This window comes from Streptomyces longispororuber, assembly GCF_014656095.1.
In the GTDB taxonomy this organism is placed as follows: domain Bacteria; phylum Actinomycetota; class Actinomycetes; order Streptomycetales; family Streptomycetaceae; genus Streptomyces; species Streptomyces longispororuber.
This window is the reverse complement of record NZ_BNBT01000019.1, coordinates 12,949-37,460: the sequence shown is the minus strand read 5'-3', so window position 1 is coordinate 37,460 and position 24,512 is coordinate 12,949. Positions and strand designations below refer to the sequence as shown.

The following is a 24,512-nucleotide window of genomic DNA, read 5'->3' as shown; positions in this document are numbered from 1 at the left end:
CCCGAGCACCGCACCCCCTGGTCCCTCGCGCGCGCCCGCGCCCCTGGCGCGCAACGATAACCGCGCGCCTCGGTGCCCGAGCGCCCGTCCGGGACCCTGATGTGCGCCGACGCGCCCTCAGCGCGTGCTCACGCCCGCCCTTCTCCGCGCGGACGCCGAGCCGCGCAGCTCCGCGAGCTCGCGCTCGCCCTTGCCTCCCCACACCCCGGACGTCTGCCCGGAGCGCAGCGCGTACGTGAGGCACTGCCGCATCACGGGGCAGCGCTCGCAGATCCGTTTGGCCTCCTCCTGCTCCCGTTCGGCCGGTCCGGTGGTCCCGACCGGGAAGAAGAGCTCAGGGTCCTCATCGGTACACGCGGCCCGACGAATCCAGTCCTGTCGCAGAGGTACCCATGTCATGCGCGCCGGGTGCCCGGGGCCCGGGGGCCGAAACGGGGTTTGGCGGACACGGCGACCGGTTACACGTGGTGGTCGTGGTCCGGGCCACGCCGTGGTCCCGGCCCGTGGACGCCTCAGCACGGAAGGACGCGTCATGCCCCGAGGATCGAGTGCCAAGCGCGAGCGGCAGTACGAGCACATCAAGGACAGCGCCGAACAGCGCGGCGAGTCGACGAAGCGGGCGAAGGAGATCGCCGCCCGCACGGTGAACAAGGAGCGGGCCCGCAGCGGCGAGTCGAAGACGGCCTCCCGCACCTCCACGCAGGACATGTCGTCCAGCCGCAGGGGCGGCCAGCGCTCGCACAGCGGAGCGCAGGGACGGACCCGCGACCAGCTCTACGAAGAGGCCAAGAAGAAGAACGTGAAGGGCCGCTCGTCGATGAACAAGGCGGAGCTCGAGCGGGCCGTAGGCCGCTGACACCGCGCGGGACGGGCGGCGCCCGCCACCGCCGGGCCCCGCGGTCCCGCAGGGCGGGCGGCGCCCGCCACGCGAAGGCGCCGCCCTCCGGCGGAACCGCGCTGCCCCCTTCCGGCCCCTCGGGGGAGCCGCCCTGCTGGGCGGGCCGGTCCGCGGAGCCGGCCGGGTCAGCCCTTCAGGGCCGCCGAGACCTCCGCCGCCCACCGCCAGGGCTGCGCCGTCCCGCCCGGCTGGGAGTTGAAGTACTCCCAGCCCATCACACCGCCCATCTGCGGGTACCTGGCGACCAGGCCGCGGATGGTGGACTTCAGGCGGGTGACGTCCACATAGCCGCTGCCGCCGTTCGACGGGTCGGTGAGGGTGCCCGCGACGACCTTCGAGGCCGGGATGAGGCCGCGCCGCATGACCGCGTCGTAGCTCGCCGTCGACGCCATGCTGCCCCAGCCGTTGTAGAACTGGGCGTTGAACCAGGCGATGTCGCCGCCGCGGTCGCGGTACAGGCGTTCGTAGTTGAAGCCGGAGAGGTTGCCGCCGCCGCTGAGCGCGCTGCCCACCGGCGCCAGGGTGATGAGGAAGCCGGGGCCGAAGTCGCGGCGCAGGGCGTCGATGACGCGCTCGATGCCCGCGAGGGACATCCGCTCCTCCACGTCCAGGTCGACGCCGTCGAGCCCGTACCGGCGTATGAAGTCCCGCAGCAGCGGATAGTACGTGTCGAACTCCGTGTCCAGCCGGGTGAAGCTGCCCGGTGCCGCGCCGCCCACCATCGCGAGCACGTGCACGCCTTGGCCCTGCAGCGTTTTCAGGTCGCGCCACATCTGGTCGTACTTCGCGGCGCCCGGCGGGTCGTCGTTCACGTGCACCGGCGCGTAGGGGCCGTTGACGTCGTTGAGGTGCACCGCGGCGACGATGACGTCGGTCACGCCCGTGCGGTGCGCGGTCAGGTTCAGCGGCGAGACGTACGCGCCGTTCGTGTACTGCGTCTGGTAGTAGACGACCACGCGCCTGCTCGCGGCGGCGCGCGGGGCGGCGTGCGCGGTGGCGGCGGCGCCCACCGTGAGCGCGAGGGCGCCGAGAAGTACCGAGCGTCTTTCCATGCGGGACTCTCCTCCGTGTTCAGCGCGTCGGCGGCCGGGGGCCGCGGGCGCCCGGCGACCGGAAGACCTGGTCAGCGGGCAGGGCGGACCTCGGCCGTGGCCGCTGACCGGGTGATCGGGGGCCCTGATCGGGACCGCCGTCATTCTGACGACGGAGAAGAGGCGCGGGCTAGGGTTTCGCGGGAACTAATGCGCTTTAGTTGGGTGCGGGGGAGTGTGGCGGGCGTCCGTCCGGCCCGCTCCCCGGAACGGCGGGAGGGCGCGTGGCGGGCGCGTATCGCCCACCACGCGCCCTCCGGGGCACGGCCAATCCTGTGGCCCTAAGCCACCGGCTCCGCCGTCCCGCCGGTCAGCGCCGCGGCGAGCCGCAGATGGGGAGCGGCCTCCGCGTCCCGGCCCTGGCGTTCGAGGGTGCGGCCCAGCATGAGGCGGGCGTAGCTCTCCACCGGGTCGCGCTCCAGGACGGCGCGCAGCTCGGTCTCGGCGCGGCGGAGCTGGGCCGAGTGGTAGTAGGCGCGGGCGAGCAGCAGGCGCGGGGCGACCTGCTCGGGCACCTCGTCGGCCAGCGGGGCGAGGATGCGCGCCGCCGTGGCGTACTCCTTGGCGTCGAAGAACTGCCGCGCACGCTCCCAGCGCTCGGCCGCGGTTCCGTGGTCGTAGTACGTGATGTTCACTGCTGCCTCCTTGCCGCCTCCAACGGACCGCTGTTGTTGAATATTCCACTACGTACGGCCGTGGTGTCGCTCGGCCGCCGCTCACCGGCGGGACGCCCCGGGACGCCCCGGGGCCGGACGGACGGCGGCGGTGGGCGGGCGGATGCTGACGCGAAGCCCCGCCGGGGCTAGGTTGTGCGGCATGAGCAATCTTGATCGTGAGGCGGTGCCGTCCCCGTGCGGCGGCCGTGGGTTCGTCGTCGCGGAGCCCGTGCGGGAACTCCTCAGCCCCAGGAGCGTGAAGCTGGGCGAGGCCACCGAGGTGCGCCGGCTGCTGCCGAACCTGGGCCGCCGCATGGTCGGCGCCTGGTGCTTCGTCGATCACTACGGGCCGGACGACATCGCCGAGGAACCCGGCATGCAGGTGCCGCCGCACCCGCACATGGGCCTGCAGACGGTGAGCTGGCTGCACGAGGGGGAGGTGCTGCACCGCGACAGCACGGGCAGCCTCCAGACGATCCGCCCCCGCGAGCTGGGCCTGATGACCTCGGGCCGGGCCATCTCCCACTCCGAGGAGAGCCCGAAGGCGCACGCCCGGTTCCTGCACGGGGCGCAGTTGTGGGTGGCGCTGCCCGACGCCCACCGGCACACCGAGCCGCACTTCGAGCACCACGCCGACCTGCCGGTCGTCACCGCCCCGGGCCTGAGCGCCACGCTGCTCCTGGGCGCCCTCGACGGCGCCGCCTCGCCCGGCACGACGTATACGCCGATCGTCGGCGCCGACCTGGCCCTCGCGCAGGGCGCGGACGTCCGCCTCCCGCTCGAACCCGACTTCGAGTACGCCGTCCTGTCCATGTCCGGCGAGGCCCACGTGGACGGCGTGCCGGTGCTCCCCGGCTCCATGCTCTACCTGGGCTGCGGCCGGACCGAACTCCCGCTGCGCGCCGCCTCGGACGCGGGCCTCATGCTCCTGGGCGGCGAGCCGTTCGAGGAGGAGCTGGTCATGTGGTGGAACTTCATCGGGCGCAGCCAGCAGGACATCGAGCAGGCCCGGACGGACTGGATGACGGGTACGCGGTTCGGTGAGGTGAAGGGGTACGACGGGGGCCCGCTGCCCGCGCCGGAGCTGCCGCCGGTGCCGCTGAAGGCGCGGGGGAGGGTGCGCTGACCTGCAGGGACAATGATCGACGACGGCTCAGGGCGAAGGGCGAGGGTATACCGGTGCAGCGGTAGTCGCTCCTCTCAGGAAGTCGCCCTACTCGCCTGCCGGTGACCGTAGCGGTGTCGCACCAGAACCCAATCTGAGGCGGCCGCGGTCGGCGGCAACCGGACTCATGTCGACTGGCCCGGACTGGCCGCGGTGCGCGATCGACTCCGTCAGCGTCCGCGCCTCCACAGCGAGCAACTGACGGGACCCCATCCCGGCCGAGCGCGGCAAGAACCAATCGGCGATGCATCTCAAGCTACTGAGCGCCCGGCACTTGAGCACAGGAGGGGAGCCGGAGGCGGCGGGGGCGTTGTCACGCGGTGCTCGTGGGCGTGGTGTCGGCCGACGCAAGGCGGGGAGGGGAATGTTCATCAGTTGTTGAGATTTGTAAGTGCCATGTCATGTTGGCTGTACTGAGAAGGCTTGAATGTATGTCATCGTGGCGTATTCGCTGCCGAGATGAGGGCCGCTTCAGCAAAGGCACTGGCGCCGCGTGTGATCGATGGGCGGCAGAGCCCTCCACGCAGGGACTGGCTCCGGCACGCGGGGGCGTGAGGCCGCGGCTGCGTGGCGGCTCTGCCGGCTGGGTCCGGATTGCGGTGGGCGTGCGTGGGTCTTCCGAAACCAAGTTCCGTTTCTGCGGCGGGGTTTGGGCGTGCAGCAGGAGATGCTCGCCCCGTACCACCACTTGCTGACGACTGTCCCAGTTCGGGGCGTGCTCATGAAGCCGGACGTCTCCCGGCCCGGGGTCTCGCATGCCCCCGAGGGCTTTCCAGGCGCAGTGGCCGCGGGGTGCCGAGACAGTCCCACGGTGCCCGCCATCGGGCTCACCTGACGCAATGTGCGCAATTGCAAATTGATGCATTCGGTGATAGCATTTTGTAACGGGTTTGACTGCATGACTTTTGCATGGGTGGAGCGGGGGGTTATGGAGATCAAGGTTCTCGGGCGTCTTTGCGTCATGGCGGGGGAGAAGTGCACCGTTCCGGCGGACCAGGAAGTGTGCCGGGTGCTGGCCCTGCTCGCTCTCAACGCCGACCAGGTCGTGCCTACATGTCTCATCGCTCAGGAGCTGTGGCCGAAAGGGCCTTTGCCGAAGGCCGATTCCCAGGTCGTGACCTACGTCGCCTTCATCCGGGAGCTGCTGATGGCGATGTTGCGGGAGGGGGAGGGCGTACGTGGGCGCGAAGCGAGCGGTGGAGACCTGCTGATCTCCGCCCCGGGCGGCTACAGGCTGGACAGCAGAGGGTGGGACCTTGACGCTCGTCGCTTCGAGCGTGACCTCGGTGCGGGATACCGAGCGATGGCCACCGGGGAAGCCGGTCAGGCCGCAGAGCGGCTGCACGCCGCACTGTCTGTGTGGCAGGGGGAGGTGCTGGCAGGACTGCCGCACGGTGTGGGGCTTCGGTCCCATGTCGCACGGCTCCAGCGAGCCAGGGCGGATGCCTTGGAGCAGTGGGCGGGGATCGAGTTGCAACTGGGCCGGCATCGTGAACGGCTCGCCGAGCTGAGCGACCTTGCCACCCGGTATCCTTCCCACCAAGGGTTGTACCGGCACTACATCCGGGCTTTGGTGCGTTGTGGCCGACTGGCCGACGCACTCCAAGCCTACGAACGTCTGGATGCGGCTCTGCGTGAATGCGGCACGGAGATGTCTCTCCCACTGCGTCGGCTCGGACGCCGGATCGCGGTGGCCGCCGACGAGCTCCGTCACCCGCTCCTGGCGGTCGGTTGACCGCGCAGGGCTGGGGACACGCCGGGCGCGCAACCACAGTCTCGGACGGCCGAGTCCCCGGCCGGTCAGTTGTTACCGGTGCCGGGCTGAGTGAAGTCGCGGGCACCGTGCAGCCACGACACCTTGTCGTACATATCCTTGACCGACAGCGATCGCAGCATCGCGTTGCGTGCCTTGGCCGCGTCGCCCGCCGGATGGTACAGCTGGGCGCCCATCTCGCGAGCGAGCAACTGCGTCCGGCCGGCGCGCTCACGCCGCTCGGCATTGAACGTCCTCAGCTGCCGGACCAAGTCGGCACCGCCGCCACCATCGAGCAGGTCCCCAAGGACGACCGCGTCTTCCAGTGCCTGGCAGGCGCCTTGGGCCGCGTACTGCAACATCGGGTGGGCGGCGTCGCCCATGAGGACAACGCGGCCGTCGACCCAGTCGTCAACAGGATCCCGGTCGCACAGAACCCACTCACGCCAACTCTCACCGAGTTCGAGGAGGCGTCGGGCTGTTGGGCAAAGTCCCGGGAAGCGGTCGAGGACGTGTGCCCGCTCGACCGGGCGGCCCGCCACCGCCTCACGGGCGCCGTCGTCCCGGGTCGCTGCGAGGTTCAGGTACTCGCCGCCGGCGATGATGTAGTGGACGAAGTGCCATTGTGGGCCAGCCCACAGGGTCACAGCGTTCCAGCGCAGTTCCTCCGGTACTTTCTCGATCGGAATCACGGACCGGTAGATGGTGTGCCCGGAGACGCGGGGTTCGCCGTCCGCGAGCGCCTGGCGGCGTACGGCCGAGCGGATGCCATCGGCCCCCACGAGGACATCTCCCGTGAATTGCCGACCGTCCGCCGTGTCCACGGTGATGCTGTCGGCGTCCTGTGCATATCGGTCTACGGTGGCGCCACCGATCAGTTCCAGGGTGTCGGCAGCCTGGCAAGCGGCGAGCAGCGGCTGATACACATCCCCTCGATGCACCACGGCGTAAGGGTTGCCGAATCGTTCACGGTAGGCACTGGTGAGCGGCATGACGGCTATTCGCTCATTGGTTGTGCCATCCATGAAGCGCAGTTCGTCGATGAACACGGCGCGTGCTCGTACTTGCTTCCCGACGCCCAGCAGGTCCAATGCGTGGAAGGCATTCGGTCCCAGCTGGATGCCCGCACCGATCTCAGCGAAACTACTGCGGCGCTCAAGCACGACGGCGTGGTGCCCGCGACGGACGAGGGACACTGCGGTGGCGAGTCCGCCGATACCGCCGCCTGCGATGAGTATCCGAGCCATCTTGCTCCTGGTGTCCCTTCTCGCTGCGCGCCCTGTGTCGAGCCGCTATCCAGCCACGGGAGTGCGCACGAGGCAACGCCACTCAGGACACTTCGTCATAACAATGCTTACTTGGTCAGATCGGCTCGCTGTATCTGCGCCACCTACGCCCCACATTTCCGGGAGCGCTCTCTTCCCAGAACCCACTTGCCGGACCGCCTGGCCGGCTCGCGGCGGCTCGCCTCTGGCGACCACAGGTGCGGGCCTGTGGCCGAGAACGTGTCCAGAGGGTGTGCAGCCGGGACCTGGCCCTCACGGGGCGGGGCTTCATCGCTCTAGTCTGCAGCGGGTTCAGCAATGCGCATTGCCTTTCGAATGCTGGGAAACCTACTGGGGGAAGGTGCCCTCGTGTCTGATGCGGCGTCACTGCATACCTACGCCTTGTCAATCCTTGAGCTGTTGGCGCATGAAGCGCCTGCCGACGAGATCGAGAACCTCCTGCACGCGGCCCTTGACGCCTCACCAAATCCCGAGCAGTCGGCGTATTTGGAACGGGCCTCTCAGTTAGGTCTGGAGGTTTTGGCACTGTTCAGCCAGCGACAGAAGCGGGAGGCGGATATGGCGGCTCTCATCGACACGGCACGTGACTTGACCTACCCGCATGACCTCGACAGCCTGCTGCGCGTGATCATCCGCCAGGCCCGTCGGCTGCTGGGCTTCGACATGACGTACATCGCCCTTCAGGACGAGAACGGGGGCGGATGGCACATCCGGATGTCCGAAGGAGAGACTGCCGACTTGCATATCGGGCTCCAGGTTGAGCCCGGCTACGGCTTCGGTCACGCACTCAAACGCAATGCCGCGTTCTGGACCCCGGATTACCTCAGGGACGGGCGCATTCAACACACCAAGCGCATGGACGATGTGGTGCGAGGCGAGGGGCAGCGCGCCATACTGGCCGTACCGCTGCATCGCGGCGGTACACCCTTCGGTGGCCTGTACGGCTCCGACCGCGCCGTGCGCCACTTCTCCCCCCACGAGGCCGGCCTCCTGCGCATTTTGGCCGACTTGGCGGCTGTCGCCATCGACAAGTCCTGGGTACTTGATCAGGCACGTGCGGATGTCGACGACTTGGAAGACGACGCCCATCAAGCCCGGCTGCAAGTGGCGCGGATGCGAGGCCTGCTCGAGGCGGAACGGCGGCTGATCGGGCTGGTGCTCGGCAGTGGAGACGTGTCCGCCGTCACCGTGGCTGCCAGTGACGCTCTGGACAGCGTTCTCGTCGTCCGGGACACCTCGGGTCAAACCATCACCGCAACGGGCGACATACCGGACCTGGATGAACGGAGTGTCGCCAGGGCTCTGCTGGATGCCCAAGCAGGCAACTGTCCAGTGGCAGCGGAGAACGGGGTCCGGATCGCTCCGCTTCAGGCCAGTGGAGAGAACCTGGGGTCGCTGTTTGTGCATCCGCATGGGGCGCTGACGCCGGAGGACGAGCAGTTACTGCAGCTTGTCGCACAGTGCCTCACGATCACCATGCTGCTGCAGCGGCGCGCGGTCGTTGTCGGAGGCCCCGTGCGAGACGAACTGCTCGATGACCTGCTGGCGGATCCGCCGAGCCATTCGCAGCGCCACCTCGTGGACCGGGCGGCGCGTTTGAGTATCGATCTGGCTGAACCACACGTCGTGGTGGTAGCGCGTCCTGTGGGCGGAGAGCAGGGCAGGGCCGGGGTCTGGGCCGCTTCGTACGCGCATCGCCTGAACGGACTCAAGGGAGTGCTTTCCGGTTGTGTCGTGCTCCTGTTGTCCGGCAATGACGCGTCGGATGCGGCCAAGCGAGTCTCGGCCGAGCTGTCATCGCTCCTCAGTAACCCGGTGACAGTGGCCGCCGCCGGGCCAACACGTGGCGCGGCCGATGCCGGACGCGTATACCGGGAGGCGATGCGCTGCCTGGACGTTGTCACCTTGTTGCAGGGCAACGGGGCGACGGCCGCTCTCGACGACCTCGGCTTCCTTGGCCTGCTGCTCTCCGACGACCGGGACATCGACGGCTTCATCGACTCCATCCTCGGGCCCGTGCTGGCTTACGACAGCGAGCGCCTCACCGGGCTCGCCCGGACACTGCAGGCATACTTCGAAGCGGACCGCAGTCCTACCCACGCCGCAGACGTGCTTCACGTGCACCCCAATACGGTTTCCCGGCGCCTGGAACGCATCACTGAACTCCTCGGCCCGGAATGGCAGAAGCCGCAGCAGGCGCTGGAGCTGCAGCTGGCGCTCAGGCTTCAGCAGAGCCGCAGTGCCCTGCGCACGCAGGGACGCACCGCGTCGCAGTCCGACGGAGACCTGTGAGGCGTGTCCCGGCCGCAGGACACGCCGCACAGGTCGGGGTGTTCTCGCTTCCAGCGCCGCTCCACGGCCCGCCGGCGACGACGTACCCCGGAGTTTGTTCAAGAGTTCGGACACAGAAACCGCACCCTCGGCCTCTCGACCTCGGAGAAGCGGTCCACGACCTCGTCGCGAAGGAAGCCGTGTGGCGACTGCACGGTCCGCGCGGGTCGCTGTCAGGTCCCACCGAACCGCTGCCGCATGGACGACCGCACCACCCCGGTCAGCAGATCGCGGATGATGCGAGGGCCGTCCCGGGTGAGCACCGACTCGGCGTGGAACTGTACGGAGGCGAAACGGCTACCACGTAGCGCGTGAATCTCACCGGACTTCGGGTCGCGGCTCACCTCGACGGTTCCGGCGGCCGGGTGCTGGAACCAGTCAAGATCGCTTCGGGCCGCGAAGGCGTTGTAGAACCCCACCCGCTCGGTACGGCCGAACAAGGAGATCTCGCGCTGTACGCCTTGGTGGGGAACCGGACGGCGGACCACAGCGAGGCCCAGCAATGAGCTGAGTACCTGATGGCTGAGACACACCGCCAGAAAGGGTTGTCGTTCGTCCAACAACTGGGAGGCGAGAGCCCGCAGATACGCGACCTTCGGGTGCCGGGCGTCGCAAGGGTCACCGGGCCCCGGGCCCATGACGACGAGGTCGTGGGCCCGCAGGTCATGGTCCTCGTCGAATCGCCGTACGATCACCTCGGGCCCCATGGCGCGCAGTTGTTGGGCAATCATCGCCGTGAAGGTGTCCTCGGCGTCGATGACCAGGACCCTGCGTGCGGCGAGTTCATCGACACCGTGCGCGCGTCCATCCGGTTCCCGCTGCCAGAAGTCGGCGATGCCGTCGTTGCGCCGGCCGAGTGCTGTGCGTACGTCCGGGTGGTCGGCGAACCGGGTGTGGGGGCCTTCCCTGAGCGCGGCCAGCAGTCCCGCAGCCTTGGCATGGGTTTCGCGGACTTCGGAGTCCGGATTGGAGTGGCGCACCAGTGTTGCTCCGACACCGATCCTCAGCAGGCCCGCGGCCGAGATGTCCGCGGTCCGGATCAGGATGGCGGAGTCGAGGACCTGGGCACCGGAGACGTCCCGGCCGATCAGCGCGGCCACACCGCTGTAGTAACCGCGTCCGGTCGGCTCGTGGCGGCTGATCACCTTGGCGGCGTTCTCCAGCGGGGAGCCGGTCACGGTCGGAGCGAACAGGGTCTCGCGCAGGATGTCACGGACATCGCGGTCGGTGCGGCCCTCGATGAGGTATTCAGTGTGCGCCAGCCGTGCCATCTCCTTGAGGTGCGGGCCCACCACCCGGCCGCCCGACGGGCAGATCCGGGCCATCATCTTCAACTCCTCATCCAGGACCATATACAGCTCGTCGGCCTCCTTACGGTCGGAAAGGAAGGCCAACAGCCCCTGCAGAGTGGGACCGTTCGCCGGATACCGGTAGGTGCCGCTGATGGGGTTCATCACCGCCGTACCGTCACGGACGCTGAGGTGGCGCTCCGGTGTGGCGCCTACGAAGGTGCGATCACCCGTGTGTATCAGAAACGTCCAGTACGCCCCGGCTTCGCGTTCGAGCAGCCTTCGGAAGAAGGCCAGTGCCGTGCTCACGGAGAAACCAGGCAAATGTGCGGTGAAGGATCGCTTGATGACAAAGTTGGCCCCCTCGCCGGTACCGATCTCGTCGGCGATGACGCGGCGCACGATGTCCGCGTAATCGCTGTCGGACACATTGAACCCGGCATGGTCCACTTTTACGGGGGTATGGGGGAGCCGCGACAGCGCCTGATCGAGCGGGAGCGCCTGCTGGGCGCGCACGCGATGGACCATCAGCGGCTCACCGTCGTCGTGGACAGCGAAACCACGCTCGGCGATCTGACGGTAAGGAATGAGGGCCAGCAGTTCATGGCCGCCATCGGGGCCATGGGCCGGTACGGGAAGGTCGGCCAGCGAAGTGCATTGCGTGGCGTCGGTCAGCAGCACTTCCAGGGTTCCTCGGCCGACGGTCTCGGGGCGGTGCAGGAGGGCGAAGGCCTCGGACGAGCCGTCAAGAACCTGATGCAGCATGTCGGATGTGCCGCGGTGTGGTGGCATGAGGATCCTTAGCGGGTCATTAGCGGGTCATTAGCGGGTCAGAGGTCCACGGAACGGGGAGCCGAACCGGGCCGGGCCGTGTCGAGTGCGTCGATCACGGACTTGGTGGCGACGACTCGGGCACAGCGCTGTGCCGCGTAGTCGAGGGCAAGGCGGTGGTAGGCGGCGGAGAAGTCGCCGACGGCGTCAGCCACCACGAAGGACTGGATGTCATGGGTGAAGGCGTCGACCGCTGTCATGAGTACGCCGATGTGGGCGTACACGCCGCAGATGACGAGCTGGTCCCGTCCGTGGGCACGCATGCGTCGCAGCAGCTCGGACTTGAAGAAGGCACTGTAACGCCACTTCGTCAGGACCCAGTCGCCGTCGTCCGGCGCCAGGGGGCGGACCACCCGGCGGTGTTCGGATGAGGTACGCATACCAGGCCCCCAGAAGTCCGACAGCAGGCCTCGCTGTGCGGGTGTCATTCCGCCCGGCTGCGCGGTGTACGCGATCGGGACATCGAGCGCGGCACAGTGGCGCCGGATCAGCGCCGCATTGCGGATGAGCGCTTCACGTGGCCCGGCGTGACGCGGAAAGGCGTTGAGGAAGTACTCCTGCATGTCGTGGAGCAAGAGGACCGAACGCTGTGGATCCACCTGCCAGTCGACGGCCGAAGGCGGCAGTTCGCCCGGTTCGGGCAGGGCGTACGGTTCGATCGCGGGTATGCCGGCCATGGCGTAGGTCTCCTTCCTAGACGCCGAGGGTCGCCCCACCGTCGACGGTGAGGGAATGCAGGGTGATGTGTCCCGCCTCCTCCGAGAGCAGGAAGGCCACGGCCTGGGCGACGTCTTCGGGCTGAGCGACCTTGCCCAACGGGATGCCGACCCGGTACGCCTCCGGAGTACCGGCGACGGACACGGCCACGGCCGTGCGGGCTGAGTGCATGCCGTGCAGCATGAGGGTGTCCGTGGAACCCGGGGCCACTACGTTGCAGCGGATGTTGTGCCGTGCCAGTTCCAGTCCGAGGCACTTGGTGAACGCCGTTGCCGCCGCCTTGGAGGCGGCGTAGGCGGCCATTTCGGTCCGGGCCGTACCGGCCGCGTTGGACGCTACGGTGACGATGGCGCCGCTGCCGCGCGGGGCCATGCGGTTGGCAACGGCCCGTGAGACGAAGAACACCCCGCTGGCGTTCACCGCGAAGGTAGCCGCCCAGTCCTCGTCGGTCAGGGTCCTGGCCTCGCCCATGCGCAGCACACCGGCGGCGTTCACCAAGTGGATGATGGCGCCCAGCTCGCTCTCCACTTCATGCACCAGGCGCGCGACCTCATGACTCGAGGTGACGTCGGCCGGGTAGGCGGTCACAGGCAGTCCGTCGGCGACGAGCTTGTCGACGGCTCGGGTCAACCGGGCCGAGTCCAGGTCGACGGCGGCGACGGCGACTTCACGCTCGGCGAGCAGTCGCACCACGGCCTCACCGATGCCGCCTGCTGCTCCGGTGACGAGAGCCACTGTCCGCTTCATATGGGTGCCCCTTCTGTCGTGTGGAGTGGGCCGAGACATCAGCCGCGCCATGCCGAGACGACCTCGACCGCTTGCTGCGGGTTCAGGCGCGGGTCGCAGAAGCTGAGGTACTTCTCGCCGAGCCGTGCGACGCCGGACGCGTCACGGACGCATTCGGTGACGGCTTCCGGGGTGGTTTCCAGGTGCAGGCCTGCGGCGACACCGCCATTGGTGGCGACGGCATACTGGAAGCACTCGAGTTCCCGGACAGCGGTCGCGACGAAGCGGGTCTTCAGTCCCTCGGGGCCGGTGACCGTGTTGCCGTGCAGGGGGTCGGACAGCCAGAGGACCGGGTGACCGGTGTCGACCACCGCCCTGACCAGCGGGGGCAGCCTGTGGGCCACGGTGTCCGCGCCCATCCGGACGATCAGGGTCACACGGCCGGGGTGGCGCATCGCATCGAGGCGTTCGCACAGGGCCACCAGTTCGTCAGGTGTCACGCTCGGACCGACCTTGACGGCCACCGGGTTGGAGATGGCCGCGAGCAGGGCCACGTGCGCACCGTCCAGCCTGCGGGTGCGCTCACCAACCCATGGCCAATGAGTCGAGGTGAGCAGGAGCGATCCGTCGGGTTCCCGGCGCAGTTGGGAGAGTTCGTAGTCCAGCAGCAGGGCCTCGTGGCTGGTCCATACCGGCACTTCGAGCTCCGGGCGTAGTGCGCCACCGCGCCAGCCGAGGAAGTGCACGATGTCGCTGGCGGCCCGGTACGCGGTCAGCATGTGCCGTGGGTCGGGACGGCGCATGTGCGGGTCGGGTTCCGGGCGGTTGACCATATGGCCCCGGTAGGCCGGCAGCTCCGTGCCACCGACGGTCTCCGTGGGCTTGGTGCGCGGCTTGGCGTACTGTCCCGCGATGCGTCCGACGCGCAGGACGGGCTTGCCCGAGGCGAGCTTGAGGGTGCCGGCCAGCACGTCGAGGAGTGCGGTCTTGCGCGTGACGTCGTCAGGAGTGGCCTCTGCGGGGTCCTCGGCACAGTCACCTGCCTGCAGCACGTGCAGGTGGCCGAGGGCTGTCTCCATGAGCAAGCTGCGCAGGCGGCTCACGGCGGCTGCGTCCACGAGTGCGGGCATGCGGCTCAGAGCCTGGCGGACCTGGCCGAGATGGGTGTCGTCGCCCCAGTCCGGCTGCTGGTCCGCCGGGAGGGAACGCAGATGGTCGGTGATGTCAGTCATGGAAAGCCCTTGGTTTGGGTGAACCGGTGCGATGCCCGGTGGGTGTGAGTGAGGCTCGGAAGGCGGAAGAGCCACCACGAGCGTCCGGCGGGGGTCACGGCGAGGAGGAGGTGCTCGCGGACCCCCGCCGGAGTTTCTGGCAGCCCAGACCAGGACGTATATGACTATTACGGTGAGCATGTTCGTATAGCAATAACGAGTGTTTGATTTCGTCAAGTACGACTGGACCTGATGACTCGTCATGGAAAGTGCGGGTAACAGACCCGCTGTGACGCCCGCACTACGGACGGCTGTCGCGGGGGAGGCTCCGGGCCGCCGATGCTGTCCGCGTGGTGGCAGGGCCACACGCCCCGGTGGCCGGGGTGGTGGTGCGGCCACCATCTGGCCTCAGGCCGTCAGAAGGGGAGAATTGGTGGCCGGGTCCGCGGGCCCGACCACGGCACCGGCACCGGCCAGCAGACAGGCGGCGTGCGCCACCGAAGCGAGCGTGGCGTGGCGATGCCAACCGGGGTACGAGCGCCCCTCGAAATCCAGTAGTCCCACGCGCTTCCCCGTGGTGGCGAGAGCATGTGAGACCCGCTGGGTGACCTTCGTCAGCCGCAGGAGCCCGCCCACGGGCGCCGCCAGGTCGGTGAGCCAGATGCGGGTCGGTGAACGCCACAGGTCGTCCCACTCGCCCAGGAGGTACAGTCGCCGCTCTGCCGTCACGTCGGTGCTGTGTGCGGTCCGGACCGGGACCATCACGGCGGTGGATGTGCGAAGGGTGCCCTGCGCGGCGTCGTGCCATTCCACACGCCGGCCCAGTCCGCGTACGGACATGAGGAGTCGCTGCGCGGACAGCGGACCGACACCGTAGCCGGGCATCGACCTGTCGGCCATGATCATTCTCGTGCCCGCGGGGACGCGTGCCACGAGAGGAATGTCTGCATCGGCGAAGGCCCGCAGCACCGTGGGACGGGCCCAGGCGCCGGGGGCGTCCAGCAGCACCGGCCGACGCAGCACGTTCGCTGTTCGGGTCTCGGTGACTGCGGCGACCACGCTCTGCTCCAGGGTCTCGTATGACGCACGTTCCGGTACTTCGGCGCGACGCCGCAGTCCGTCGTCACGGATCCACCGCTCGGGCAGAAGCAGCCGCCAGCTGATGGGTGTGCTCATCGCTGGTGCGGTGAGCCACACGCCCAAGGCGTGCTGCCCCCGCTTCGTCTGGCCCGTCTGCGGTACGAGGCGACGTCCCACGCCCACTGAATGCACTCCTGACTTCGGGATGGCCAGTGTCTGGACCACCCAGGCCACTGGTTCGGCGATGTCTTGGAGGTGGGAGGCGAGGGCGGCCCGTACGGGTAGCCAGTCCCAGGTGGAGCAGGCAACGAAGTGGTGCAGGCGCTGCACCGCTGATCCGCCGCCCGCGCCCGACGCGATATTGCGGACCGACTTGCGGCCCGGCGTCGTCAGCAGTCCGCGCACGTATTGCTCACCCCTTTGCCGCTGGTCCCGCCTGGGCAGGGAGGCGAACACGCGCGAGCACAGTTCGCTGACGATGTCCTCGTTCGTCGTCACGTACCTCACGGGCCCGGGGGACCGTGGACGCGAAACCTGGTTCACGTCCGGTCCTCGATTCACCCGTGGCAGTTCGAGAGCTTCCACTACAACCTCGTCTCGCAGTCGTGCAGTCTCGATCGACTGCCTCTCAACCGTGGCTGGACGAGGTGCAGCACACGAGGTGCACCAGTCACCGAGATCTGCGGGAAAGCGGTTACCGGGCCACCGCCGCCCTTGTTGGGCGCAGCGGCGAGCTGCCCGGCGCCGGCCGCCGCCGGCGCCGGGCCGTGTACCGTCTGTGGCCTGAGCACACCGCTGGGCAGCGGTTGCGTTCGGGCCGTGACCGCAGTACGCGCGGTGCGCGCGCCCGAACGCGCACCGGCCGGCACCACGCATGACGTGGTGCCGGCCGGTGCCCGGAGAGTCGCTTGCCGGGATCAGTCCGTGTGCCGGCCTCGCCGCAGCGCCGCGGCGACCTCCACGCAGCGGGTGGCCTGGAAGCGCATCGAGGCCAGGTTGTCCTCGGTGGGGCGGGCCTCGCCATGGGCGGACACACTGCTGGCGCCGTACGGATTGCCGTTGCTCGGGGCGAACTGCACCTCGTCGGCGTACCCGGGTGGGACGATGATTGCGCCCCAGTGGTAGAAGGTGTTGTTCAGCGCGAGGACGGTCGACTCTTGCCCTCCGTGCGTGCTCGATGTCGACGTGAAGGACGACACGACCTTGTCGACCAGCGCGCCCTGCGCCCATAGGCCCCCCGTGGTGTCGATGAACTGTTTGAGTTGGGCGGCCGGGAGGCCGAAGCGGGTCGGGCTGCCGAAGAGGATGACGTCAGCCCACGTCAGGTCGTCGAGCGAGGCGGGCTCTATGTTCTTGGTGGCTTCGTGATGGGCCGTCCACCCGGGATTCGCCGCGATGGCCTCTGCCGGAGCCAGCTCGGCCACCCTGCGGAGCCGGACCTCGGCCCCTGCCTTCTCGGCGGCCGTGGCTGCTGCGACTGCTAGTTCGTGGACTTGCCCGGTGGACGAATAGTAGATGACGGCGGCGTTCGTCACGTTTTCTTGCTCCTCACTCAGGAAGTGCGGGTGCCCGGGTGGCCGGGCCGGACGGTCGCGGCTGAGTGTCGCAGCGCGCCGTCGGTGCCGCAAAGCTCCGAAAAGGACTTGGTCACGTACGCCGTGATGGCGCAGGCTCGAGACCTACGCCTGCGACCGGCACGTTCTGGTGCTCGCGACGCGTCGGTGTCCGCGCACGTGCTTCCCGGCCGCAGCGGGCACCTGACGAAGTGGGGAGTGCGGCATTGCCCGGTTCTTCCCGGGCTCGGCACGCTCGGGCGCATGTCTCGATTTGACAGGACCAACGCAGTACTGGGCCGCCGGACCCTGTTGGCCACCTCTCTCTGTGCGGCGGGCGCCGGGGTCGTGGGCGCCGCGGGGTCGGCCGCTTCGGCACCGCTGTTCGGTCGGGCCGCCCGCGCGCGCAGCGCTACTGTCCGGACCACCTCCGGCTTGGTGTCTGGGAGGCCCTCCGGGCAGCTGCTCGCCTTCCGCGGCGTTCCGTACGCCCAAGCACCCACAGGGAGCCTGAGGTTTGGATCGCCCCGGCCGCCTCGGCCGTGGTCCGGCGCACGCGATGCCACCCGGTTCGGCCCTCCTTCGTACCAGTCGGCGATGCCTGGCAGTAGTGAAGACTCGCTGTACGCCAACATCTGGACGCCCGGGGTGAAGGGTTCGCGACCGGTACTCGTCTACATCCACGGCGGCGGCTGGTTCGTTGGCGCGGGTAGCGACCCCGTGTACGACGGAGAACGGCTCGCCCACCGCGGTGACCTGGTCATTGTTACCTTCAACTACCGTTTGGGCGCACTGGGTTGGGGGTTGCATGAAGACCTGATCGACCCGGTCACGGGATCCTTCGCCAACTGGGGCCTGCAGGACCAGGCGGCCCTGCTCCGCTGGGTGCGGGCCAACGCCGAGGCATTCGGAGGCGACCCGGACAACATCACGCTCTGCGGTACGTCCGCCGGCGGTTCGAGCGCATGGCAGTTGGCCCTCGTGCCCGAGCTTCAGTCCGTCATCAGGCGGATCGTACCGATCAGCGCGGCACACGCCTGGAGTCCCGCGATGAGTCTCACCCCGGAGGACGCCACGGAGGCGTACGAGAGGATCGCGCACAGACTCGGCACCACGGTCCGAGGGCTGCGGCAGGTGGACGCCGCCGCACTGAAGGACTCCTGGGAGGCGCTGTTCACGGGCTCCCCCGACCGTCGTCCGCTGCGCAGCGGACGGGAGTACCGCGGGCCCGTCGTCGATGGCGCATGGGTACCCGCCCACGACCACGAGCGCCCCACCCCCTCGATGCCGGTCCTCTCCGTCCACACTCGCACCGAGGGCTCCTTCTTCACCGGGCCGGGCTCTCCCGCCCCGTCGCCCATACCCACCGACGAGACGGAGCTGCGTACCGCTGTACGCGCCAGCCTGCAGAAGGGGATGGATGAGGTGCCCGATGCGTTGGCAGAGCGGTGCATCGCCGAGTACCGCTCGGCCGCGACCACTGAAGGGCTGCCGGACGATCCCTTGTCCCTGTGGACCGAGGTCTGGGGCGACAGCCTCTTCCGCCGCCCGGTCATCCGGTTCGCCGAGCGGCACGCCCGCACCGGCACCTCGCCGGTCTACGTCATGGACTTCGCTCACCCGGTGCTACCGCCGCACTTCGGCACCCCGCATGAGGCCACTTCCCGCTTTCTGTTCGGGACCCACCGACTACCGGAACAGGCTCCCGTGTACGGAGACGGACCCCTGGAACGGCGCGTCAGCGACACGTTCATCGACCTGGTTGCCTCGTTCGCACGCGGCGCCGTCCCCATGGCGGCCCACGTGCCGGACTGGCCCGCCTTCGCGCCCGGCCGTGCCACAGTCCTGATCCTCGGCGGGAAGCAGGTGGCACGGATCGCGAGTATGCCCAAGCAGCGCCAGCTGCGCTTCTGGGACGAGGCCGAATGGGGACCGCACATCTGATCCGCCGCAGAGCCCGCACCCCGCGCGAGCACGCCGAACACTTACGAGAGGGGACGATCCATCCATGTGCGGTCTTGCCGGATGGCTGAGCTACGAGCGTGACCTGACCCCGCACACCTCCACCGCCGCCGCGATGAACGCCACCCTGGAGTGCCGCGGCCCTGACTCCCACGGCGTGTGGGGTTCTCCGCGCGTCCTGCTGACCCACCGCCGTCTAGCCGTCATCGACCTCGACGGCGGTAAGCAGCCGATGGGGGCAGGCCCGGGACCCGGGGAGCCGGTGATCACGTATACCGGCGAGACGTACAACTACCGGGAAGTGCGCGAGAAACTCCGCGGACTAGGTCACACGTTCCGCACCGAATCCGACACAGAGGTGGTGCTGCGCGCGTACCTGGAGTGGGGCGTGGCGTTCGCCGAGCAACTGACCGGCATCTACGCGATGGCTGTCTGGGACCCGCGCACCGAGGAGCTACTGCTGGTGCGCGACCGTATGGGAGTCAAACCCCTGTACTACTGGGCAACGGCCGACGGAGTGATCTTCGGCTCCGAGCCCAAGGCGATCCTCGCTCACCCCGGTACCAAGGCCGTCGTCGACGCTGAAGGGCTGCGTGAGGTATTCGGCATCGTCAAGACTCCCGGCCACGCTGTCTTCCGCGGGATGAAGGAGGTCAAGCCCGGAACCGTGCTTCGCTTCACGCGCTCCCGCAGTGAGGAGTTCCGGTACTGGCGGCTCACGGCACGTGAGCACACCGATGACTTCGGCACCACGGTCGCCCGCGTGCGCACGCTCCTGGAAGAGATCGTCTCGAGCCAGTTAGTCGCCGACGTCACGGTGGGCACACTGCTGTCCGGCGGCCTCGACTCCAGCGCCGTCACCGCCTTGGCGGCGCGGGTCCTGGCCCGCGGTGGTGCCGATAAGCAGCGCGGGGGACCGGTGCTGGCCTTCTCGGTGGACTACAGGGGGCTCGGTGAGCGGTTCAAGGCCAACGGCCAGTGGGCTGACCCCGACACACCGTTCGCTGTCGAGGTGGCCCGGCACGTCGGCGCGGAGCATGTGATCGTCGAGCTTGACAACGCCGACGTACTCGCCGACGAAGTGCGCGACCAGGTACTGCGCGCACAGGACCTGCCCGTGTCCACGGGGGACATGGAGTACTCGCTCCTTCTGTTGTGCCGGGCCTTGAAGGAGCAGATGACGGTAGCGCTGTCCGGTGAAGCCGCGGACGAGCTGTTCGGCGGTTACACCTGGTTCCACGACCGTGAGGCGGTGGAAGCCGATACCTTCCCCTGGCATCACCCCTTCGAGAAGGCAGGGGGCATCGGGGCGCTGCGTACCATCGGTCTGTGGGGTCGTCTGGGGCTGACCGAGTACGTGAAGCAGCGTTACACGGAGGCACTGGAAGAGGTCCCCCGCCTCGCGGGCGAGGGCGGGTTGCAGGAGCGCATGCGGGAGCTGACGTACCTGAACTTGACCCGTTGGGAGAACTTCCTGCTGGACCGCAAGGACCGCATCTCGATGGCGGCGGCTCTGGAGGTGCGTGTGCCTTTCACTGACCACCGCCTGGTGGAGTACGTGTACAACGTGCCGTGGGAGATGAAGAGTTTCGACGGCCGCGAGAAGAGCTTGCTGCGGGCCGCCATGGGCGGGGTGCTGCCGGATGCGGTCCTGAACCGCAAGAAGAGCCCGTACCCGTCCACGCAGGACGCCGACTACGAACATGCGCTGCGTCAGCGTCTTGAGGCGGTGGTCGCCGTCGACGACGCGCCGGTACTGCGCCTCGCCTCCCGTGCGGAGATCCACCGACTGCTGGACGCGCCGGAGGGCAGTTACTCCATGGGCGGTCCCTGGAGTGCGCGTGCCGTGCTGGAGCGTCTCGTCGAGTTCGACCGCTGGGTCAGGGCGTACGGGGTGCACGTTGCGCTCTGACCGGTGCCTCTGCGCCGGCGCTTCGGGGCCTGTCGGCTGAACGACGGGCCCCGGCGCGGGCCTCATTCGTGCGGGGTGGAGCGCTGCGCCCGCAAGGCGGAGGCCAGGGCGCGCAACGCCGGGGCAGCGGCGGACAATGCGGCGCGCTCGTCCCGTGAGAGCGTCGCCAGGGAGTCCGCGAAGATTTCGGCCCAGGCCTGCTCGATCATGGCCATGCCCTGGGTGGCCGCCATGGTCGGAAAGAGCTGGACCGCGCGACGGTCGTGCGGGTCCGGTTGCCGGCGGATCAGGCCTTGCGCCACCAAGCCCCGCACGGTCGTGCTGACGTTGCTGGCGTGCATCCCCAGCTCCTGGGCGAGGGAGCCGACCCCGACGCCTGGTGAGTCCAGGACCTGCCGTAGTACCTCCAGATCCGCCAAGGGCAGCGGAGGCAGTCCGGCCTCGATGCTGCCGCGCAGCCGGAGCACACGCCCGAGTGCGTGGAGCGTCGGGGTCAGGTCTCTGGCCTCGCGCACGAGTCCTTCGTCACCTGCTGCATCGTTCGCGTTCATGCGGAGATGCTAGCGGTGGTTATAAGTATATAGCTATAATGAAGTCGTTTGCCCGTCGACGCAGCCTGGAGCGCCAGATGACCTCACCACCCACCAGCCCGGCGAAACCGGCCGTGCTGCTCACCGCGACACTGGCTCTACTGTCGTTCGTCATGCCGCTCGCCACGGACATGTACCTTCCGGCCTTTCCGAAGCTGGCCGACGAGTTCGGTACTGACGCGTCCGGCGTCCAGCTGACCTTGACCGCCTTCCTCTTGGGGCAGGCACTGGGGCAACTGGTGTTCGGCCCGTTCTCCGACCGCTACGGGCGCCGCAGGCCGATCCTTCTGGGAGCCGCGGTATGCACCGTGGCTACAGCGCTGTGCGCGATGGCACCCAACCTGGGGGTCCTGATCGCACTGCGTTTCGTGACGGGTTTCAGCGGTGCGGCCGGTCTCGTGGTGGGCCGTGCCGTTGTTTCGGACGTCGCGACCGGTGCGGCCGCGGCTCGGCTGTTCGGGGTGCTGATGGCCCTTGGCGGCATTGCTCCGATCGTGGCTCCGTTGGCCGGCGGCGCCGTCGTGGGCCATCTCGGGGGCTGGCGGGGTGTGTTCTGGGTCCTGGCGGGGATCTCACTGCTGGTGTTCCTCGCCACGATGTGGGGTGTCCCCGAGACTCTTCCCAAGGAGCGGCGCCGGTCGGGCGGTGCTGCGGCCACCTTGCAGGACGCGCGGTCCGTGCTCAGTGATCGCGTCTACGTGGGCTACATGCTCGCCTTCGTGTTCGGCTTCGGCGCGCTGTTCTGCTACATCTCGGGATCCGCGTTCCTGCTCCAGAACGTTCTCGACTTCACCGTGGGGGAGGCGTCCGTCGCCTTCTCGGTAGGTGCCCTCACCGCCACCCTCTCCAGCACCGTCAACACCAGACTGGTCAGCCACTACCCTCCGAGGTTGCTGCTGCGGATCGGGCTGGCCGCCATGCTCGCCGCCACCACGGCGGCGCTTCTGGTGACCGTTGCCGGCCAGCTCAACCGCGTTCTCGCCCTCGGATTGATCGGTATCGCCTTCGTGGGCCTCGGCCAGGTCTTCGGCACCGCTACGGCGCTCGCCATCGAGCGGGTCCCGCACGCGGCCGGGACCGGCTCGGCCGTGCTCGGCGCCCTGCAGGGCGTCCTCGGCGCCGTGGCCTCACCCCTGATCGGCCTGGGCGGGGACGACACCGCCGTGCCGCTGTTCATCGGCATGGCGAGCTGTTCCCTGATCGCCGTGCTCGCCCTGCTGCTTACCCGGCGCGGCGCGGAGACAGCCCGACCGGCACCGCGTTCGAAAACCCCGGCCGATGGCACGCCGGACCCGGCGAACGCCGCGACCTGACACACTGCTGGCCACCTGACGAGGTCAGCCAACCCTCGTTGACGGGCCTGGACCCCCTGCGTGAAGCTCATGCACGTCCTGTCAAAGGGTTCGCGAGGAAAGGGGAGAAAACGCCGACATGTCATTGTCCAATTCCACAGCGAGCCGTCAGCGCCCGCTCTGCGGCTGGCACAGCCTCACTCGAGCGGAGTTGCGGGTGGCCCGACTGGTGGCTATCGGCCTGAGCAACCGCGCGGTGGCGGAGCGCCTCGTGGTTTCGCCCCACACCGTGGACACCCACCTGCGGCACGTCTACGCCAAACTCCATATCCGCAGCCGGGTGCAACTCGTCCGGCACGCCCTCCAGCACGACATATCGGACGACTGAGGAGCCGAGCCGAAGGTACCGACGAAGGCCGTGCGCCCCGCGCGCGGGTTGCACGGCCTCGGTGTGCCCGCGGTCCTGAGTCCGAAAGCTATTCGTGTGCCGCGCGCATCACGACGACGTCGCCGTGAACGCCGTAGCCCAGCACCGGATGTGCCGATCCCTCCTCGTACTCCCGCCCGTCGGAGGTCACCATCAGCCACCGCTTCCGCCCGTTGCGGTCGGTGAGTGGAAAGACCTCCGGGAACGGTGTGCCCAGTGGGTACGGGGCATCGAGTCTTCGGTGTGGACGCATGTCCATGTCGCGTACCACGTACTGCTTCGACTCCGGGTCACTGGTGAGGAGATACCACCGATCGCCGAACTGTTGCAGTCGGCACCCCTCGTTGTTGTTGCGCCGGTAGTCGTCCTCCTTACGGATCCGCACGCCGTCGTGGTAATCGCCTCCTGGTGCCGCGACAGCCAGCACTGGACGAAACCGCAGGGCTGGCTGGAAGTCGGTCACGTTGACGTACGCCCAGTGCCAGCGGCCCTCGATCAGTCGCAGCGCCGGGTCCCAGGCCGCCTTCTGGAACGGCAGGTCCACACGCGTACCGCGTATGAGGTGGACACCACTCAACAGCTCCTGCCCACCGCTGCCGTGGCGTATCGTCACCCCGGGCTTCGGCAGGTTGCCGCCGCAGGCCAGCGCGATGAACCGGCCGCGGTCGGCGTCCCGCACCAACTGCCCGCCGTGATTGCCCATCAGCAACCCCTCGTACGAGAAGAAGTGCGACCCGACCTGCTCCATCCGTGTCGGGTCGGCCGGGTCCATCCGCCACATACTGGTGTGCGCCTGGTGCGCGTAACCCACTCCGGACGAGGTCGCCGTGAAGTGCAGCGCCCCTTCGTCGTCGACGTACGGCGTACCGTCCGCATTCCGGACGAGCGACACGTCCCGTAGCCCGAACTGGCCGAAGGGCCCTGCCTGCACCCGGCCGAGTGCCGCTCCCTCGCCGCCGAACGCGTAGTGCAGCCGGTGCAACTGCGCGGGCCGGTTGAGGTCCATCATGTCGGCTACGCCACCGCGGTCCGTGAGCAACGGCTGCCAGGGGCGGTCGATGCCGGCGTCGTAGCCGCCGCCCGCGCTGAAGGCACCCACTGCGTTGGCCGTCACCACGAAGGCGAGTCTGAAGGGCGCCGTCAGCAGCACCTCGGTGGAGTTCATGACGTGCACGGCGCCCGAGCGCACGACCTCCACGGACACCCGGCTCGGTCCGGCGTCGTAGCGGACTCTCACCGCGTCGCCGTCGACGGCCTGGAGTCCCATCGTCACCGATCCGTCCGCGGTGAGCCGGCGCACGTCCAGGACGACGGACGCCCACGGCGCTACAGGTCGTTCGTCCGTGCGCACGTCATCGCCGGAGCGCACTCGTTCCAGGGCTGCGCGGCCACCGGGTCGCTCAGTGTCGTACTGCACCAGGCGCGGCGGTATCACGTGCACTGGACGGAACCGATGGGTGATCTCGAAGTGCAGGTTCGACGGTGCGAGCCGGGCGGTCACGGGCCGGCTCCGTGCCGCGGCGACCGGCCCGGAGAGGGCTGACGCGGCCGCCGCGCCGACGACCAGGGATACCGCGCCGCGCCGACTCAGATGCTGCTCGTGTCTCATGCCGGAGTCCTCCAGTGCTGGGGAAGTCGCCTGTTCACCTTGGATGGGCTTCCACCGCACGGCATCACGTGACCTCGCGATATCCGCAGGAATCCCGTGAAGACGTGATGCGGGGTGTGCAACTGGACGGGCA

20 protein-coding genes are annotated in these 24,512 nt (G+C 68.7%); 8 read left to right on the top strand and 12 right to left on the bottom strand.

Features of this window, described 5'->3' with window-relative positions:
- Positions 1-117: 117 nt before the first annotated feature.
- Entirely contained in the window at positions 118-399 is a 282-nt protein-coding gene (locus IE330_RS09380; RefSeq protein ID WP_190135431.1) for a WhiB family transcriptional regulator, read from the bottom strand.
- A gap of 133 nt (positions 400-532) precedes the next feature.
- Between IE330_RS09380 and IE330_RS09375 the strand changes: the two genes are divergently transcribed.
- Complete coding sequence (locus IE330_RS09375; RefSeq protein WP_190135430.1) at positions 533-856, top strand: plasmid stabilization protein; 324 nt, start codon at positions 533-535, stop codon at positions 854-856.
- A gap of 167 nt (positions 857-1,023) precedes the next feature.
- On the opposite strand, the gene IE330_RS09370 is transcribed toward IE330_RS09375, so the two are convergent.
- A complete protein-coding gene (locus IE330_RS09370) occupies positions 1,024-1,950 on the bottom strand; it encodes a glycoside hydrolase family 18 protein (RefSeq protein WP_190135429.1) in 927 nt (308 codons plus the stop codon).
- A 320-nt stretch (positions 1,951-2,270) separates the two neighbouring features.
- On the bottom strand, positions 2,271-2,624 hold the full coding sequence (locus tag IE330_RS09365) for a tetratricopeptide repeat protein (protein WP_190135428.1): 354 nt from the start codon (positions 2,622-2,624) through the stop codon (positions 2,271-2,273).
- 181 nt (positions 2,625-2,805) lie between these two features.
- On the opposite strand from IE330_RS09365, the gene IE330_RS09360 reads away from it, so the two are divergent.
- Together IE330_RS09360 and IE330_RS09355 are read left to right on the top strand one after the other, a co-directional pair.
- Positions 2,806-3,771 carry a pirin family protein gene (locus tag IE330_RS09360; protein WP_190135427.1) on the top strand — a complete coding sequence of 322 codons (966 nt, stop codon included), beginning with the start codon at positions 2,806-2,808 and terminating at the stop codon, positions 3,769-3,771.
- 967 nt (positions 3,772-4,738) lie between these two features.
- The gene (locus tag IE330_RS09355) at positions 4,739-5,545 is read left to right on the top strand and encodes an AfsR/SARP family transcriptional regulator (RefSeq protein WP_190135426.1); all 807 of its coding nucleotides are present in this window, start codon (positions 4,739-4,741) and stop codon (positions 5,543-5,545) included.
- A gap of 65 nt (positions 5,546-5,610) precedes the next feature.
- Here IE330_RS09355 and IE330_RS09350 read toward each other — a convergent pair whose 3' ends face one another.
- Positions 5,611-6,810 carry a 3-hydroxybenzoate 6-monooxygenase gene (locus IE330_RS09350; protein ID WP_190135425.1) on the bottom strand — a complete coding sequence of 400 codons (1,200 nt, stop codon included), beginning with the start codon at positions 6,808-6,810 and terminating at the stop codon, positions 5,611-5,613.
- Positions 6,811-7,197: 387 nt separating this feature from the next.
- On the opposite strand from IE330_RS09350, the gene IE330_RS09345 reads away from it, so the two are divergent.
- The gene (locus tag IE330_RS09345) at positions 7,198-9,141 is read left to right on the top strand and encodes a GAF domain-containing protein (RefSeq protein ID WP_229925506.1); all 1,944 of its coding nucleotides are present in this window, start codon (positions 7,198-7,200) and stop codon (positions 9,139-9,141) included.
- Positions 9,142-9,353: 212 nt separating this feature from the next.
- Here IE330_RS09345 and IE330_RS09340 read toward each other — a convergent pair whose 3' ends face one another.
- The 6 genes from IE330_RS09340 to wrbA all read right to left on the bottom strand — a co-directional run bounded on the left by IE330_RS09340 (position 9,354) and on the right by wrbA (position 16,569).
- Positions 9,354-11,261: an anthranilate synthase family protein gene (locus IE330_RS09340; RefSeq protein ID WP_190135424.1), complete on the bottom strand. Its 1,908-nt coding sequence runs from the start codon at positions 11,259-11,261 to the stop codon at positions 9,354-9,356.
- 38 nt (positions 11,262-11,299) lie between these two features.
- Positions 11,300-11,977: an isochorismatase family protein gene (locus tag IE330_RS09335; RefSeq protein ID WP_190135423.1), complete on the bottom strand. Its 678-nt coding sequence runs from the start codon at positions 11,975-11,977 to the stop codon at positions 11,300-11,302.
- A gap of 16 nt (positions 11,978-11,993) precedes the next feature.
- Complete coding sequence (locus IE330_RS09330) at positions 11,994-12,764, bottom strand: 2,3-dihydro-2,3-dihydroxybenzoate dehydrogenase (RefSeq protein ID WP_190135422.1); 771 nt, start codon at positions 12,762-12,764, stop codon at positions 11,994-11,996.
- A 38-nt stretch (positions 12,765-12,802) separates the two neighbouring features.
- Positions 12,803-13,975, bottom strand: a complete 1,173-nt coding sequence (locus tag IE330_RS09325; RefSeq protein ID WP_190135421.1) for a 3-deoxy-7-phosphoheptulonate synthase — start codon at positions 13,973-13,975, stop codon at positions 12,803-12,805.
- 387 nt (positions 13,976-14,362) lie between these two features.
- Complete coding sequence (locus tag IE330_RS09320) at positions 14,363-15,532, bottom strand: IS701 family transposase (protein WP_229925505.1); 1,170 nt, start codon at positions 15,530-15,532, stop codon at positions 14,363-14,365.
- A 419-nt stretch (positions 15,533-15,951) separates the two neighbouring features.
- Entirely contained in the window at positions 15,952-16,569 is a 618-nt protein-coding gene (wrbA, locus tag IE330_RS09315) for an NAD(P)H:quinone oxidoreductase (protein ID WP_190135420.1), read from the bottom strand.
- A gap of 282 nt (positions 16,570-16,851) precedes the next feature.
- Between wrbA and IE330_RS09310 the strand changes: the two genes are divergently transcribed.
- Complete coding sequence (locus IE330_RS09310) at positions 16,852-18,531, top strand: carboxylesterase/lipase family protein (protein WP_190135419.1); 1,680 nt, start codon at positions 16,852-16,854, stop codon at positions 18,529-18,531.
- Between the two features lie 64 nt (positions 18,532-18,595).
- Positions 18,596-20,461, top strand: a complete 1,866-nt coding sequence (gene asnB / locus IE330_RS09305) for an asparagine synthase (glutamine-hydrolyzing) (protein WP_190135418.1) — start codon at positions 18,596-18,598, stop codon at positions 20,459-20,461.
- Positions 20,462-20,523: 62 nt separating this feature from the next.
- On the opposite strand, the gene IE330_RS09300 is transcribed toward asnB, so the two are convergent.
- The gene (locus IE330_RS09300; protein ID WP_190135417.1) at positions 20,524-21,012 is read right to left on the bottom strand and encodes a MarR family winged helix-turn-helix transcriptional regulator; all 489 of its coding nucleotides are present in this window, start codon (positions 21,010-21,012) and stop codon (positions 20,524-20,526) included.
- Positions 21,013-21,050: 38 nt separating this feature from the next.
- Here IE330_RS09300 and IE330_RS09295 point away from each other — a divergent pair, with 38 nt between their 5' ends.
- Together IE330_RS09295 and IE330_RS09290 are read left to right on the top strand one after the other, a co-directional pair.
- Positions 21,051-22,364 carry a multidrug effflux MFS transporter gene (locus IE330_RS09295; RefSeq protein WP_229925504.1) on the top strand — a complete coding sequence of 438 codons (1,314 nt, stop codon included), beginning with the start codon at positions 21,051-21,053 and terminating at the stop codon, positions 22,362-22,364.
- 118 nt (positions 22,365-22,482) lie between these two features.
- On the top strand, positions 22,483-22,731 hold the full coding sequence (locus IE330_RS09290; RefSeq protein ID WP_268257276.1) for a response regulator transcription factor: 249 nt from the start codon (positions 22,483-22,485) through the stop codon (positions 22,729-22,731).
- Between the two features lie 88 nt (positions 22,732-22,819).
- On the opposite strand, the gene IE330_RS09285 is transcribed toward IE330_RS09290, so the two are convergent.
- The gene (locus IE330_RS09285) at positions 22,820-24,379 is read right to left on the bottom strand and encodes a hypothetical protein (RefSeq protein WP_190135415.1); all 1,560 of its coding nucleotides are present in this window, start codon (positions 24,377-24,379) and stop codon (positions 22,820-22,822) included.
- Positions 24,380-24,512 lie beyond the last annotated feature (133 nt).

Coding starts and splice junctions, on each gene's coding strand:
- IE330_RS09380 (WP_190135431.1), bottom strand. CDS start 399: ATGACATGGGTACCTCTGCGACAGGACTGGATTCGTCGGGCCGCGTGT.
- IE330_RS09375 (WP_190135430.1), top strand. CDS start 533: ATGCCCCGAGGATCGAGTGCCAAGCGCGAGCGGCAGTACGAGCACATC.
- IE330_RS09370 (WP_190135429.1), bottom strand. CDS start 1,950: ATGGAAAGACGCTCGGTACTTCTCGGCGCCCTCGCGCTCACGGTGGGC.
- IE330_RS09360 (WP_190135427.1), top strand. CDS start 2,806: ATGAGCAATCTTGATCGTGAGGCGGTGCCGTCCCCGTGCGGCGGCCGT.
- IE330_RS09355 (WP_190135426.1), top strand. CDS start 4,739: ATGGAGATCAAGGTTCTCGGGCGTCTTTGCGTCATGGCGGGGGAGAAG.
- IE330_RS09350 (WP_190135425.1), bottom strand. CDS start 6,810: ATGGCTCGGATACTCATCGCAGGCGGCGGTATCGGCGGACTCGCCACC.
- IE330_RS09340 (WP_190135424.1), bottom strand. CDS start 11,261: ATGCCACCACACCGCGGCACATCCGACATGCTGCATCAGGTTCTTGAC.
- IE330_RS09335 (WP_190135423.1), bottom strand. CDS start 11,977: ATGGCCGGCATACCCGCGATCGAACCGTACGCCCTGCCCGAACCGGGC.
- IE330_RS09330 (WP_190135422.1), bottom strand. CDS start 12,764: ATGAAGCGGACAGTGGCTCTCGTCACCGGAGCAGCAGGCGGCATCGGT.
- IE330_RS09325 (WP_190135421.1), bottom strand. CDS start 13,975: ATGACTGACATCACCGACCATCTGCGTTCCCTCCCGGCGGACCAGCAG.
- IE330_RS09310 (WP_190135419.1), top strand. CDS start 16,852: ATGTCTCGATTTGACAGGACCAACGCAGTACTGGGCCGCCGGACCCTG.
- asnB (WP_190135418.1), top strand. CDS start 18,596: ATGTGCGGTCTTGCCGGATGGCTGAGCTACGAGCGTGACCTGACCCCG.
- IE330_RS09300 (WP_190135417.1), bottom strand. CDS start 21,012: ATGAACGCGAACGATGCAGCAGGTGACGAAGGACTCGTGCGCGAGGCC.
- IE330_RS09295 (WP_229925504.1), top strand. CDS start 21,051: ATGAAGTCGTTTGCCCGTCGACGCAGCCTGGAGCGCCAGATGACCTCA.
- IE330_RS09290 (WP_268257276.1), top strand. CDS start 22,483: ATGTCATTGTCCAATTCCACAGCGAGCCGTCAGCGCCCGCTCTGCGGC.
- IE330_RS09285 (WP_190135415.1), bottom strand. CDS start 24,379: ATGAGACACGAGCAGCATCTGAGTCGGCGCGGCGCGGTATCCCTGGTC.